12 protein-coding genes and 3 pseudogenes are annotated in these 11,998 nt (G+C 58.1%); 13 read left to right on the top strand and 2 right to left on the bottom strand.

Features of this window, described 5'->3' with window-relative positions; genetic code table 11:
- Positions 1 to 315 precede the first annotated feature (315 nt).
- The 10 genes and pseudogenes from EN861_RS09175 to EN861_RS36755 all read left to right on the top strand — a co-directional run bounded on the left by EN861_RS09175 (position 316) and on the right by EN861_RS36755 (position 6,125).
- A complete protein-coding gene (locus EN861_RS09175; protein WP_245458601.1) occupies positions 316 to 759 on the top strand; it encodes a DUF269 domain-containing protein in 444 nt (147 codons plus the stop codon).
- A 90-nt stretch (positions 760 to 849) separates the two neighbouring features.
- Positions 850 to 1,008 (top strand): CCE_0567 family metalloprotein, encoded by a 159-nt coding sequence (locus tag EN861_RS09170; RefSeq protein ID WP_224571204.1) that lies wholly within the window; start codon positions 850 to 852, stop codon positions 1,006 to 1,008.
- A pseudogene (gene fdxB, locus EN861_RS09165) lies at positions 1,005 to 1,321 on the top strand (ferredoxin III, nif-specific). The gene EN861_RS09170 and the pseudogene fdxB (EN861_RS09165) overlap by 4 nt, the downstream one beginning before the upstream one ends.
- The gene (locus EN861_RS36760; protein ID WP_348627494.1) at positions 1,227 to 1,592 is read left to right on the top strand and encodes an exopolysaccharide production repressor protein; all 366 of its coding nucleotides are present in this window, start codon (positions 1,227 to 1,229) and stop codon (positions 1,590 to 1,592) included. Before fdxB (EN861_RS09165) ends, EN861_RS36760 begins: the two are co-directional and overlap by 95 nt.
- A gap of 236 nt (positions 1,593 to 1,828) precedes the next feature.
- Positions 1,829 to 2,842 carry a 1-aminocyclopropane-1-carboxylate deaminase gene (locus EN861_RS09155; RefSeq protein WP_024505903.1) on the top strand — a complete coding sequence of 338 codons (1,014 nt, stop codon included), beginning with the start codon at positions 1,829 to 1,831 and terminating at the stop codon, positions 2,840 to 2,842.
- A 597-nt stretch (positions 2,843 to 3,439) separates the two neighbouring features.
- Complete coding sequence (locus EN861_RS09150) at positions 3,440 to 4,597, top strand: TlpA disulfide reductase family protein (protein ID WP_127249268.1); 1,158 nt, start codon at positions 3,440 to 3,442, stop codon at positions 4,595 to 4,597.
- A gap of 320 nt (positions 4,598 to 4,917) precedes the next feature.
- Complete coding sequence (locus EN861_RS09145) at positions 4,918 to 5,361, top strand: DUF269 domain-containing protein (protein WP_245512014.1); 444 nt, start codon at positions 4,918 to 4,920, stop codon at positions 5,359 to 5,361.
- A gap of 90 nt (positions 5,362 to 5,451) precedes the next feature.
- A complete protein-coding gene (locus tag EN861_RS09140; RefSeq protein WP_224571204.1) occupies positions 5,452 to 5,610 on the top strand; it encodes a CCE_0567 family metalloprotein in 159 nt (52 codons plus the stop codon).
- Positions 5,607 to 5,923, top strand: a pseudogene (fdxB, locus tag EN861_RS09135) (ferredoxin III, nif-specific). Before EN861_RS09140 ends, fdxB (EN861_RS09135) begins: the two are co-directional and overlap by 4 nt.
- Positions 5,829 to 6,125, top strand: coding sequence for an exopolysaccharide production repressor protein (locus EN861_RS36755; RefSeq protein WP_348630897.1), 297 nt, complete (start codon positions 5,829 to 5,831; stop codon positions 6,123 to 6,125). The pseudogene fdxB (EN861_RS09135) and the gene EN861_RS36755 overlap by 95 nt, the downstream one beginning before the upstream one ends.
- Positions 6,126 to 6,720: 595 nt before the next feature.
- On the opposite strand, the gene EN861_RS09125 is transcribed toward EN861_RS36755, so the two are convergent.
- On the bottom strand, positions 6,721 to 8,523 hold the full coding sequence (locus EN861_RS09125; RefSeq protein WP_128314337.1) for an ABC transporter ATP-binding protein: 1,803 nt from the start codon (positions 8,521 to 8,523) through the stop codon (positions 6,721 to 6,723).
- Positions 8,524 to 9,158: 635 nt separating this feature from the next.
- Here EN861_RS09125 and EN861_RS36190 point away from each other — a divergent pair.
- Positions 9,159 to 9,623, top strand: coding sequence for an autoinducer binding domain-containing protein (locus EN861_RS36190; protein ID WP_245330126.1), 465 nt, complete (start codon positions 9,159 to 9,161; stop codon positions 9,621 to 9,623).
- Positions 9,624 to 9,642: 19 nt separating this feature from the next.
- A complete protein-coding gene (locus tag EN861_RS36185) occupies positions 9,643 to 9,909 on the top strand; it encodes a helix-turn-helix transcriptional regulator (RefSeq protein ID WP_348630899.1) in 267 nt (88 codons plus the stop codon).
- Between the two features lie 16 nt (positions 9,910 to 9,925).
- Here the strand turns inward: EN861_RS36185 and EN861_RS09115 are convergent.
- A pseudogene (locus tag EN861_RS09115) lies at positions 9,926 to 10,161 on the bottom strand (transposase); the annotation flags it as partial.
- 719 nt (positions 10,162 to 10,880) lie between these two features.
- Between EN861_RS09115 and EN861_RS09110 the strand changes: the two are divergent.
- Positions 10,881 to 11,597 (top strand): SPASM domain-containing protein, encoded by a 717-nt coding sequence (locus tag EN861_RS09110; RefSeq protein WP_224571099.1) that lies wholly within the window; start codon positions 10,881 to 10,883, stop codon positions 11,595 to 11,597.
- Positions 11,598 to 11,998 lie beyond the last annotated feature (401 nt).

Here is an 11,998-nt window from a genome sequence, read left to right as displayed (position 1 = left end):
GATCGCGAAGGGCATGACAATTGGAATTGAACACCGGCAAATCCGCCCGCCCAGGCGCACTTCGCAGCAATAACGTCGATGCCGCAAAAGTGCGCGGCTTGCGGCAGGTGGAATTTCCATTGCGTTTACCTCGGGTCGAACCGCGGCGCAGGCGTTCGCGCCGCGGTGAAAGGTCTCGCATTGGTGGACGTGCTCGAGGTCGGCCACGGGACACTGTTGCGTGGGATCGGCTCGCCCAAGCCATTCCCCGCCCACGCAAGCGCCCGAACCACACATCGCAGAAAAAGAGATCGTCCTTCAAGAGGAGTACTGAAATTGGGGAAAAGCGAAATTCCTCATGAACCGGTTGGCCCTGCTGTCCACGGGGACGGCGAGGCCCTTGCTTCCCCGTTCGTCAAATGCCTCCTGCGGCTCATTCGTACTCAGGATTCCTTCGGCTTATGGGAAGGCCATTCGGATGCCGAGCTGCTGGCCGAGTTCATCATCACCAAGCAACAGCAACGTGCGGTACCCTTTGGCGGCGATCCCGATCCTGACGCGCTGTGGAGGCTCGACATGTTTTACACCGCCGTAGCGCTTGCGATCGAGGAGCGCTCCGGCGTGTCGACGTCGCCGACAATAGAAATGAAACCCGTGGGGGCTTCCGGCGGTTGGGCGTTCTGTCGAGACGTCCACCGGTTCGGCTTCGAGACTTTCCGCAAACTTGCTGAGGCCGGTACGAAACTGGTCGACGATGCGACTGCAGCCATTGAAGCCTAGCCCGAGATGGAGCGCATCAAGAAACCATTGTTCCAGAAAGGATCTATGTCAGACCTAGATAGGATGAGGAAAAAAGTCTGAAAGCTCCAGTTGCGTGCAGCTATTGCCAAGATGGCATTGCAGGACCTCGTCGAGGGTCTGCCGGGCAAGTGGGCCGACATACAGGAAGTCGCCGAGAAAACCCAAGCCGTTTATGCCGAGTTGGATGTTGCCAAGAGAGAACTCGCTTCAATGAAGAATTTAGGATGATGCGCACATTCACCACCCGTGACGGCTCCATTTGGATGCCGCCGTACCTGACCTCCATCGATAGCAAACCTGCATCGGCTGCTGCCGTTGTTTCAAGGTCTGCTCGCGCGATGTCATGCATCTTCACGGCGTTGATGATGCGGGTGAAATCCTCGGCCCCTGCGATGACGAGGACGACGATTTCGACGGCAAGCTCAATCGCATGATCATGGTTGTCGATGATGCCGGCCGCTGCATCGGCTGCGGAGCCTGCGGCCGCGTCTGCCCCAAGAACTGCCAGACGCATGTTGCGGCCGACGAGCTCGCAACATGATCTGGCGAAAACCAGGGGAGCGGCGTGCACTTCATCTTTTTGTCGGCTCGTGGGGCTGGTCCTGTGCAGCAATGCGTCGATGGTTTACTTCGCTTTGGATTCGCTCCGTGTGGCAGTCGTCACGACGCTGGCCTGTTCGCTGCTGCTTCAGGCCGGCTCCTTCGGCCGCGTGCTCTTTCTGATCTGGCAGTCCTCTAGCCGCGCTCGTGGAACTCGCCACAGGGGCCAGCATGCCGATGGTTACAGGAAAGCTCGGGTACCAGTCGTCTGACTCTGATCAACTGCGGAATGCAATTTTCAGCTGTGTCCCGGCTTGGTCGAATGCCCAGCATGTGCTGCTGCTTTGATGCGCGGATGACAGGATCAGTGCTCAGACCCACACCAATTTTGGTCACCCTCTGATGACTGAGCTGATCGTATAGGGAATCTGTGTTCGGCTAACACGCGACCATACCCCTGGGCTGACCGGTGCGTAGCCGGTTCAGGTACTTTTTTGCTGGAGATAGCATGCTGGAAAAATTCGAACGTTATCCGCTCACCTTTGGACCCACGCCGATCGAGAGGCTCGACCGCCTCGGCAAGCATCTGGGCGACAAGGTGGAAATCTACGTCAAACGCGAGGACTGCAACTCCGGTCTCGCGTTCGGCGGAAACAAGCTGCGCAAGCTCGAATACATTGTGCCCGACGCGATCGCGTCAGATGCCGATACGCTCGTCACAATCGGTGGCGTGCAGTCCAACCATACGCGCATGGTCGCTGCGGTCGCCGCCAAGATCGGCATGAAATGCCTCCTGGTCCAGGAGAGCTGGGTCCCACATGATGATGCTGTCTACGACCGGGTCGGCAATATCCTCTTGAGCCGCATCATGGGGGCAGAGGTGCGCCTGGTTGACGAGGGCTTTGACATCGGCATCCGCCGCAGCTGGGAAAAGGCACTTTATGAAGTCAAGGCAAGGGGCGGCAGGCCATATGCGATACCTGCCGGCGCCTCTGTCCACAAATACGGCGGCCTGGGCTATGTGGGGTTCGCTGAGGAGGTGCGTGCCCAGGAAGAGCAGCTTGGGTTTGCCTTCGACTATATCGTCGTCTGTACGGTGACTGGTTCAACCCACGGCGGCATGCTCGTCGGGTTCGCCAAGGATGGTCGACAGCGCAACGTGATCGGTATCGATGCCTCCGCCATGCCCGCCAAGACCAAGGCGCAGGTGCTCGGCATCGCCCAAAATACAGCGAAGCTCGTCCACCTCGGAGCGGAAATTGTCGAGGCAGACGTGGTGTTGTTCATGGACTACGCGTACCCGGGTTATGGCGTTCCATCGGAGGAAACCAAAGAGGCAATCCGTTTGTGCGCGCGGCTCGAGGGCATGATTACGGACCCCGTTTACGAGGGCAAATCGATGCAAGGGATGATCGACCTCGTCCAGAGGGGCTTCTTTCCACAGGGATCGAGGGTCCTCTACGCACATCTAGGCGGCGCGCCGGCGATCAACGGGTACGGCTACACCTTTCGCAACGGCTGACGTTCGGCAGTCTGCGATTCCGCGGTCGCGCTCGAACGTGGGTAGGTAGCGTCGTTCGAGCGCTTGGCTGGAGAAGTGGAGGCAGCGACGGGCATCCACTAATTGGTACCATTACGTGCTGTCGGGGCTCAACGCCACGCGCATTGAGCGCATGCCGCCGTTGGCAACCGCGAGGCGAATTTTGACTCCGGGGCAAGAATCCACACGCGGCGGTGGCGGCACGAGGACCAAGCCGGCGAGTTCGCGCTTTCGAACTGGCGCCAAACTGCCACTGCTCGAGGACCGAGGCCAGTCTAATCACAGGCGAGCCGTCCAAGCTCTCAAGAGATAGGGCGAAACCCGACAGCGGCAGAAGACATGTCGGGTTCACGACAATCGGCCGCATTTAGCCTCGTGGAGAATTTCAAAGCATTTCCCGCCGCTTACCGGAGCTGAGGGAATTGGCACCTCCGTTGCAGCTTGATGTGCGGCAACACGGTGAGAGCTTCGCTGAAGCAAGCCAGAGGGAGCGATGCCCTCGAGACCGTGTCCGATTTTGACGGGAAAATATTCCGCGACAAAAGAGACGAAAGGTGTGGAATGACTTTGGACACCAAGATGGAACTGCGTATGGGGTCCCCGGCTCCTGCGATCAAAGTGGAGAACTGGCTGCGTGGCGAGCCCCTCACGAACTTTCGGCCCGGCAAGGTCTACCTCGTTGAGTTTTGGGCGACTTGGTGCGGACCATGTGTCGACGCCATGCCCCATTTGATCGAACTGCAGGAGAAATATGAAGGCAGCGGATTTGAGGCGGTCGGAGTTGCCGCCTGCGAACAGGGTCCTACCGCAGACGAGGCGCGGACCAACGTGGATGCCTGGCTGACCGAGAAGTTCCCGAATCTGAATTATCGTATCGGGTTCGATTACATTGGCGAAATGAACAAGCTCTGGATGGATCCCAGCTCTTCGATTGGGATTCCCACCTCGTTCGTGGTCGACCGCGACGGCCACATCGCTTTTATCGGCCACCCGGCGGAACTCGATGACGTTTTGCCGAAAGTCCTTAACGGCAGCTGGCGCAGCAGCTATGAAGCGAAAGCCGCCGATGCAAAGCGCATCGCGCATAACCAACTTGCAGCGCGCGAAATGTCGCTTACCGGGCCGATATACGCCAAACTTGAGCCGGCGATGCAGGCCGAGAATTGGACGGCGGCGCTCTTGGCCATCGAAGAAGGCCTCGCCTTGATGCCAGACTCTTGTGAGTTCCGGCAGATTCATGCGGATCTTCTGCTTCACAAGCTGCGCGACATCAAGACCGGCATGCCGGTCATGCGAGAATTGGTCGAGGACGCGATCGACAAAACGTCCGACGCGGTGTCGTGGATGGCCTTGGCCCTCAACCAACTCTTCGATCCCACGATGGACAATTCCCATCTTCCGCGCGCGGAGCGCTTTGCGATGGGCAACGAGCTCTCGGAACAGATACTGGCACTCAATCCCCCGAACGGCGATGGCCCGTTTAAATACCTCCGGTACCTCCCGGTAGCTCAGTATTATTACGAGAGCGGCAACAAAGATCGCGCAATCGAGTTGATCGAGGTGGCACTGAAATCGGTGGACCGGCTGGGGCCAATTCCGGACCACACCAAACAGTACTATCTTACCCCATTGCTCGAAGCACTGGCCAACTACACGGGTGAGCCTGCCTGTCACGCGGATCTTTGTGTGGCTCCGCAAAAGAAGGCACCCGAAACTCAAAACGCAGTCACTTCCTGAGCAAGAATCGCGAAGGGCATGACAATTGGAATTGAACACCGGCAAATCCGCCCGCCCAGGCGCACTTCGCAGCAATAACGTCGATGCCGCAAAAGTGCGCGGCTTGCGGCAGGTGGAATTTCCATTGCGTTTACCTCGGGTCGAACCGCGGCGCAGGCGTTCGCGCCGCGGTGAAAGGTCTCGCATTGGTGGACGTGCTCGAGGTCGGCCACGGGACACTGTTGCGTGGGATCGGCTCGCCCAAGCCATTCCCCGCCCACGCAAGCGCCCGAACCACACATCGCAGAAAAAGAGATCGTCCTTCAAGAGGAGTACTGAAATTGGGGAAAAGCGAAATTCCTCATGAACCGGTTGGCCCTGCTGTCCACGGGGACGGCGAGGCCCTTGCTTCCCCGTTCGTCAAATGCCTCCTGCGGCTCATTCGTACTCAGGATTCCTTCGGCTTATGGGAAGGCCATTCGGATGCCGAGCTGCTGGCCGAGTTCATCATCACCAAGCAACAGCAACGTGCGGTACCCTTTGGCGGCGATCCCGATCCTGACGCGCTGTGGAGGCTCGACATGTTTTACACCGCCGTAGCGCTTGCGATCGAGGAGCGCTCCGGCGTGTCGACGTCGCCGACATTAGAAATGAACCCCGTGGGGGCTTCCGGCGGTTGGGCGTTCTGTCGAGACGTCCACCGGTTCGGCTTCGAGACTTTCCGCAAACTTGCTGAGGCCGGTACGAAACTGGTCGACGATGCGACTGCAGCCATTGAAGCCTAGCCCGAGATGGAGCGCATCAAGAAACCATTGTTCCAGAAAGGATCTATGTCAGACCTAGATAGGATGAGGAAAAAAGTCTGAAAGCTCCAGTTGCGTGCAGCTATTGCCAAGATGGCATTGCAGGACCTCGTCGAGGGTCTGCCGGGCAAGTGGGCCGACATACAGGAAGTCGCCGAGAAAACCCAAGCCGTTTATGCCGAGTTGGATGTTGCCAAGAGAGAACTCGCTTCAATGAAGAATTTAGGATGATGCGCACATTCACCACCCGTGACGGCTCCATTTGGATGCCGCCGTACCTGACCTCCATCGATAGCAAACCTGCATCGGCTGCTGCCGTTGTTTCAAGGTCTGCTCGCGCGATGTCATGCATCTTCACGGCGTTGATGATGCGGGTGAAATCCTCGGCCCCTGCGATGACGAGGACGACGATTTCGACGGCAAGCTCAATCGCATGATCATGGTTGTCGATGATGCCGGCCGCTGCATCGGCTGCGGAGCCTGCGGCCGCGTCTGCCCCAAGAACTGCCAGACGCATGTTGCGGCCGACGAGCTCGCAACATGATCTGGCGAAAACCAGGGGAGCGGCGTGCACTTCATCTTTTTGTCGGCTCGTGGGGCTGGTCCTGTGCAGCAATGCGTCGATGGTTTACTTCGCTTTGGATTCGCTCCGTGTGGCAGTCGTCACGACGCTGGCCTGTTCGCTGCTGCTTCAGGCCGGCTACTTCGGCTGCGTGCTCTTTTTCGCGGACGTCGATGATCTGTAGAACTGTTCATTCGCTCCGCAGAGGGCCGGCGAATCCAATCTCTTCCTAAGCCCGTTGGCCGTAATCGAAAGACACGGGGCCGGCGAGTTCGTGCTCAGCTGCCACTGTGCTAGCAAGGGAACGGAATCCAATCCCGGAGCAGATGGCCAGAGTTGAGCGAAGACTGCGGTCGGAGCTCCTGCGCTTCCGGGTCTCCAAGGGGACGACTTTGCGAACCGAAGGGACTTTGAACCGTTGACGTGGCCGGCGTGCGGTAGGTTGGGCCAGCGACAGGGATCCCAGCCGGCCGGGAAGCACCGCCCTCTCAATGTGCGTTGACTTCGCTTCCTTTGGCGAAATGTGGGTAACGGCGAGGGCCGCACTCTTCCCGGGCCGTCGACATTCCCGCCCTTTTGGTGCGTGCGCCGTTAGGCGCGACAATTCGGTGCCCGCGTGTAACTGCGCGCATTCGCCGAAGCTTAGACGTGGCATTCCCGCTCGCCCGTTTGGCGGACAGTTCCGGCCGTGCTGGTTTTGCCGCCTAACGCCCGCCGCTCGTCACTGCCACACCCCTCTCCGGCAACGGCTCGGCGCATCGCGCAAGCCGATTTAGCGATCAGGCCAGGCCCTTCGCGAGTTCCAACGCCTGCCGTTCGAAGAGGCGGCGGTAAATGCCACCATCGAGATTGATCAGGGCGGCATGATCGCCGTCCTCCATGATGCGGCCACGGTCGAAGACGAGCAGCCGATCGAGCGAGCGGACCGTCGACAGCCGGTGTGCGATGACGAGTGTGGTTCGGCCCACCATCAACCGATCCACCGCTTGTTGAATGAGCACCTCGGATTCCGAATCGAGGCTCGATGTGGCCTCGTCCAGAATAAGGATCGGCGCGTTCGCGAGGAAGGCGCGCGCGATCGCCACGCGCTGGCGCTCGCCGCCGGAGAGCTTCAAACCCCTTTCGCCGACCAATGTCCCATAGCCCTTCGGCAGGGGCGCGATGAATTCGTGGGCACTTGCCAGTCGTGCCGCTTGCTCGATCTCGGCCTGGCTCGCGCCAGGCCGTCCATAGGCGATGTTCTCGGCAAGCGACCTGTGAAACAGGATCGGCTCCTGCTGCACGATCGCGATCTGCGAACGAAGGGACTCTTGGGTCACCTCGGAGACGTCCTGACCGTCTATCAGGATCCGGCCGCCGCTCAGGTCGTAGAGTCTCTGGATCAGCTTCACGAATGTTGTCTTGCCGGAACCGGAGGGTCCAACCAACCCAACCCTTTCGCCAGCTTCAATCGACAGCGAACATTCGCTATAGAGCGGCAGGGGATGGTTGGCGTAGCGGAAGTGGACGTTCTCGAAATCGATACGGCCCTTCGTGATCCGGATCGGCTTGGCCTCTGGACGATCGGCAACATCCACGTGCTGATTGTGGATGGCCACCAGTTCTTCCATATCATTAACCGAGTGCTGCACGTTGCGGACATGCATGCCGGCATCACGCAGATAGCCCTGCAGGACGATGAAGGACGTGAGAACATATGCTATCTCGCCCGGCGTTGCCTGTCCATGCGACCACAGAAGCAGGGCATATCCGACCACCGCCACCCTGAGCGCAACCAAAGTTACGCCTTGGGTTGAGCCGATGATCGTTCCGCGCACCCAGCTCCGGCGCGCGCGGTGCCGCCATTTCGTCATGATATTTGCAAGCCGCTCGTCTTCGCGAACCTCTGCGCCGAAGCCCTTGACCACAGCGTTGCAACTGACCGCGTCCGCAAGCGCGCCGCTGAGCCTTGTGTCCCATCGGTTGGCAAGGCTCGCCGCTGGCGCGACATAGCCGAGCGACAGCGAAATCGAAAACGCAAGGTAGACGAGAGAGCCGCAAGCAAAGATCACGCCCATGACCGGCCAGTGCCAGCCGAGCAGCACCGTCGAGCCGATCAAGATGACAAACGACGGGAGCAGCGTGACGAGTATCGTGCTGTTGAGGAGGTCGAGCGCCCACATGCCGCGCGTTATCTTGCGCACTGTCGAGCCGGCGAAGCTGTTTGCATGCCAGTCTGTCGAAAAGCGCTGCACATGATGGAACGCTTCGGTCGCGACGTCGGAAATCATTTTCAACACCAGGTCGCTCAGGCCAATGAAGGCGACGTGGCGCATGGCAATGCCACCGAGTGCCAATGCAATCGGTACAGAGAATGCTGCAACAGCTGAATCCGAAGCTGGTGCTGCCGCATTAGCAGCACGAGAAACAGCGTCGATGAGTCGGCCAGAATAGAGCGGCATCAACACGTCAGCCAGCGTGGAGGCGAGCATCGCGGTCATTATGATCGCGAGCCGGGCCGGCTGCCTGTTCCAGAGGCGAACAGTGAAGGCGAAAACTTCGCGACAAGTGGCGCCGCGCCCATGGACGGGGAAACGTTTCATAGTTTCCAAGCGGGCGCATCAACACGCTCCGTCCCAAAGACGTTAAAAGACAAAACTGGAATCTCGACCTCCCCCATAACAGCATCAATTTTGGCGGGCAGCTCCTGCCGCCTCACGATGGTGAGGTTCAAAAGTCGTGCCAACCGAGCGGGAACAGCCGAAGGGCAAATTCAGCAGGTTACCGAGCCTGGAGAAAGTCAGCCGCGATCCAGTCGAATACTATTGCTTCGGCTGCCCAACTCGGGAGATTGGAAAAGAGGGTCGATGTATCGATTGAATTCTAAATTGTTCCTGCCTCGATCAAATAAGTACAGGCAATGCAGCTCTCTCAGGCCCGAGACTTAGGTGCTGATTTCAAAAGCGCGCCGCGAATACTTTCCTGCCCATATTCCGTCAATCGAATGCTCGACTGTCGGATTGTGCGCTCCCCGACACAGTGCTGTTCGGTTCGCCTCCTGGGTACCTCCCCAGTCGATTGACAACCTGAAGAAGAAGCTTCGCTCGCAAGCTGGCACGACTCTTGAAGGTACTCCAGGTGGCGGAAGGAACTCCGGCTCGGTCCCGTTGACTTCGCATGTTGCGAGGCTGGGCTGGAGCAAACTTTGCACCAATGAGAACGCAATGAAGGAGGCATCATGGAACTCCCGCGGATTGCGGTCGAGTTAGACCTATTCCTCGAGATGACTGATGATATCGCTCAATCCGAACAGTTGTTCGAACGGATGTCTGCGTTTGCGCTGAAGTTCGATTGCCCGTGGATTGCCTATGGCCCGCTCGCATCAAAACAGGGGGTTTTCAAGCCGAACCGAGAGGGTTCTGTGGTGATGTGGAATTATCCTGCTGAATGGCAGGAGCGCTACTCGAGAATGGGCTATGCCAAAATAGACCCACTCATCAAGAAAGGTCGAAAGGAGGCGGGGCCCTTTCGATGGAGCGAGGTGTATACCGATGAAAGCATAACTGAAGATGGACGCCGCGTCTTGGACGAAGCAGCAACATTCGGCTTGAGGTCAGGCGTTACCGTCCCATTACATGGCCCTGGTGACAGCTTTAGGTTTGTGAGTTTTTGCTCAATCCTCGGACTGCGAATTGCAGAATAGAACGATCACCTACCTGCAAATGGCCGCGCTGCGGTTTCATCTGATGGTTACGAGGTTCAACACTACGACTGCGTCGGAACAAATTCATAACCTCTCTCCGAGAGAAATACAGTGCATTGATTGGGTGTCGAAAGGAAAATCGTCATGGGAAATAGGAACTATTTTAGGCAGATCACGAAATACGATAGATTTCCATTTAAAAAATGTAATGCGGAAGTTGGATGCGACCAGCAGAACGGTAGCTGTTGTAAAAGCTTTGAAACTTGGGATTATCGAACCGCCGTAGGTGCGCAGCTAGTTCTCCGCCCGTAGTAGCGCGCGTGATAGCCGAGACGCTCCGGCGTGCGCTCGCTCTTCGAAGCATCCAGCGCCTCGTCCATCTCGGCCTCGAGCACCTCCTGCATCACGGCGCGAATCACCTCGTGCAATCCATCCGGGTTCGAAAGCAAAATGTCGTTGACGCTGCTATGGCGGATTTATCTTCAGGCTTGGTCCTGGTGGCGATGCTGAGTTCGCTTCGCTGAGATTGGGCGGTCATGACAGGGTGGTGTTCAATGTCACCGATTCCTGGAAGAAACTACCATCCGTATTAAGCGACTGACGATGAGTGATGTGTGTCCAAAATCTGACAGCCGTCAGAAAACATGTCGGGTTCAATACAGCGGAGCGTCTTAGCCCTGTCGGGCTTTTCGAAGCCTATCTCGCAGTAACTGCGCGCCAGGCGCACTAGCTCGGCCTTTGCTGGTCGATGTGCGGCAATATAGTGTGAGGGCTGACCCGCATGAGAACACGGAACTCGCTCGATGAAGGATGATCGACGGCATCCAGAAAGCTTCTCTCCGGCGGGTTCGAGGGTGCTGCGCGCGCATCTCGGCGACGGGCCAGCGACCAACGGTTGAGGCTACATCTCCGGAGCGAGTGATGCCTCGAAAGATGCAATGCTGTCTCTGGTCCGACGCGCCGGAAGTTTGTGAAGGGTCGGCCCGGCAAATCGGTGAACCGGGCGGCTTAGGCTGCCAAAAAGGGTAGATGGCTGCGTTGCCTCGGTAGATCAGCAGGCGGTATCAGAAAGCCAAAGGCACACGCACACCATCGTGGCGCTTCGCAGGAAGTAGATGGGAGTAATCACCAGTGATTTTACCGGAACTTCGCTCAGCAAACACAGCCGGCAGGGTTTTGGAGATAACGACGACCACGGGATGCGTCGTAGGATGTTCATATTGTCCCCAGGACAAGTTCGCGGTCCGGCAAAGAAAAGTGTCTCATGCGAGTCATCTGGATCTTGAAGATTTCAAGCGGTGTCTGGCCCGCGTACCGACTTCCGTCGACATTGGTTTTGCGGGATACTCCGAACCTTGGCTCAATCCGGACTGTACCGAAATGGTGGAGCACGCCTTCGCCAAAGGCCATGGCATCAGGATTTTTACGACGCTGGTGGGAATGAACGGGCAGGACCTGCAGCGATTGCAAGCCTTGCGCTTGGGCGTATTCGTGGTCCATGTTTTCGATGACGGCACCTACATGAACAGCCGCCTGGTCGGAGACAAGTATCGCGATCTGGTTCGTCAACTCGTCGACGCGGACATCCCCTTGATCCGATTCGTGGCCTTGGGCGAGCCCCACCCAGATATAGCCGACATTATTCCTACCGAAGCCCTGATAAAAGCGCGGCCGGTGAGCAGTAGGGGTGGAAGCGTCGACCCTAAGATCGTTGCACCACGTCAGCCAGTGGTCGGAGCCCTAACCTGCGTGGACGCACGACAGTATCGGAATGTTCTTCTTCCAAACGGCGACGTTACCCTGTGCTCTATGGATTTTGAACGGCGTCACGTATTGGGCAACCTTCTATATGAGGGTTACTCCGCTCTGTTTGAAAAACCAGTTTTTCGCGAAATCGTCGACCGCATGAATGGAGCGGATGGTTTTCTGCTTTGCAGGATGTGTGAATTCGCCGACCCAAACGACCGGACCTGAGTGGATGCCGGCCGAGAGGGCGTGCCGGCAGTGCGGATGGCCCCACGACACATGCACCTGCCCGCGACGCCATCGCATTTCGCGTGACGCCAGCATGATTCCGTAGGCGCGGCAGTGGACCCCGAGGCATTTCGGAGACGAGCTCATCGAAAGGTCTTCGCCTTCCAACCGAGCTTGTCGGCCTGCCTGGCTTGGGGTAACGCCGATCACAGGTCAACCTCGGTCGGACGGAAATAGCGTTCGTCGATCCCGATCAGCGCTTGGTTGCTTACTCACGGCCCACCTCGTCAACGCCTTTACCCTCCCAGACTATCTCCTTTTCGACTCGCCTGAAGGCAGCAGCCCCAGCTGCGGCCGGGGATGGTTGCCGTCGCGGTGTCGGGCGAATTGAGAAACTGACC

The sequence above is a fragment of the Mesorhizobium sp. M8A.F.Ca.ET.218.01.1.1 genome (genome assembly GCF_004791165.1).
Taxonomy (GTDB): Bacteria; Pseudomonadota; Alphaproteobacteria; order Rhizobiales; family Rhizobiaceae; genus Mesorhizobium.
Note: the sequence above shows the minus strand (reverse complement) of the source record. Positions and strands in the feature narration are given on the sequence as shown.